At 51.1% G+C, this 1,589-nt stretch carries 2 protein-coding genes; both read left to right on the forward strand.

Annotated elements, in window-relative coordinates; translation table 11 throughout:
• The coding region (locus HMPREF1548_RS30285) for a hypothetical protein (RefSeq protein WP_207644066.1) at positions 1–180 on the forward strand (180 nt) is incomplete at its 5' end.
• 150 nt (positions 181–330) lie between these two features.
• A partial coding sequence (locus HMPREF1548_RS22625; protein ID WP_021638961.1) for a DNA translocase FtsK 4TM domain-containing protein occupies positions 331–1,589 on the forward strand: 1,259 nt, incomplete at its 3' end.

Raw genomic sequence — 1,589 nt, forward strand, 5'->3', positions numbered from 1 at the left:
TTGCAGCCGGCTGCGTTCGTCAGACAGGCCGCTAAGGGCGGCATGATTCCGGCCTCCCGGGGCGGTAAGAAATATCTCCGTTTTTTCCAATGGAGCCGGAAACACCCCCACCGTATCCGGGAAGAAGGACGGCCGGTCAGGGACCCTGCGGGGAAAACCAGGCGCAGCCGGGGCTGCTGACTTTAGCCTGGGTATATAGGGTTGCCGGAAGACTATAAGAAAGACTTTGAGGAAGGCTATGAAATATTAAATGATGACAAGGGCCACGTTTCGTGGTATACTGATTTCGGTTTAGTCTGTGATTCAAACAGATTTCGGAGGCGGTAAACAATGGCATCAGCTTCAGGAAGCAGGTCAGGCGCGGGTAAAAAGAATACAACTTCTTCTTCCAGAACGAGAAGCAATTCCAATACAAAAACTAAAAAAAGCACATCGAATGCACGGAATAAAAGTCAGCAGAAGATTAGAACAGAAGAGGAAAGCGCAATCACCAGTGAGATCATTCTGATTGGTGTCTTTGCGTTAAGTATTCTTCTCTTTTTATGTAATTTTGGGGTGATAGGCCCTGTGGGGAATGCTGTCAGTCATGCGATGTTCGGCATTTTCGGCATGATGGCTTATGTGATTCCGGTGATGATTTTTCTCGGGATTGCTTTTGGTATCTCCAACAGAGGGAATGTGTTCGCTGTAATGAAAATTGTGGCGGCTGTTCTTTTGGTACTTTTAATTGGGGTGGTGCTGGAGCTGATCGGGGGGCAGGTGCCTTCTATGGAGAAGTATTCCGTTGCGTTGCTTTATAAGGTGAGCGCGGATTCCAAGGCCGGGGGCGGGGTGCTGGCTGGTTCCCTTGCCTATCTTCTGAATCATTTCCTGGGCATGGTGGGAGCTGTGCTTCTGGTAATCGTGCTGGCAATTATATGCCTGGTGCTGATTACGGAGAAATCTTTTGTGGGCGGCGTGAAGTCGGGGAGCAGGAAGGTATATGAGTCTGCCCGTGAGGATGCAAGAGTGCGTAAGGAACGCGCCCGGATAAGAAGAGAAGAGCTGGAAGCCAGAAGGGAAGAGGAAGAACGGCTGGCACAGGAGGAGGAGGCGCGCAGGGATGCGGAGCGAATTCTCCGGATGGATAAAAAGGTGTCCGGCGTAATGATAGATACCACCCTGGCGGCGCAGGAGAAAGAGGCCCGTGAGGAAAGCAGGGAACGGCTGAGAAATGATATTCATGAAATAACGGTGGAGGATGCTGCGGAAGAAAAGAAAGAGAGTGTCAAGGTAGCGCCCAAAACAGATAATATTATTGATTTTGATAAAATACAGATACATACCGCCGGGCAGACGGTCCGGGAGGAGGAAGGGGAAGCTGCGGGTGAGCTGCATCCTGTCAAAGAACCTGCCGTTTCGGATCCTCTGGCACAGACCTACAAAAATGCGGATGTATTCAGCGATATGAAGGAAGTGTCACCCGTACATATTACGGCAAAGCCTGTGGGGGAGGCACGTTCTGAGATTTTTGACAGCCAGGTATTCCCGGTGGGGGCGGAGCCTGAAATGGACGTTGTTGCGGCAGGGGAGGAGCTTCCCTGGGACGA

The sequence above is a fragment of the Clostridium sp. KLE 1755 genome (genome assembly GCF_000466465.2).
In the GTDB taxonomy this organism is placed as follows: domain Bacteria; phylum Bacillota; class Clostridia; order Lachnospirales; family Lachnospiraceae; genus Eisenbergiella; species Eisenbergiella porci.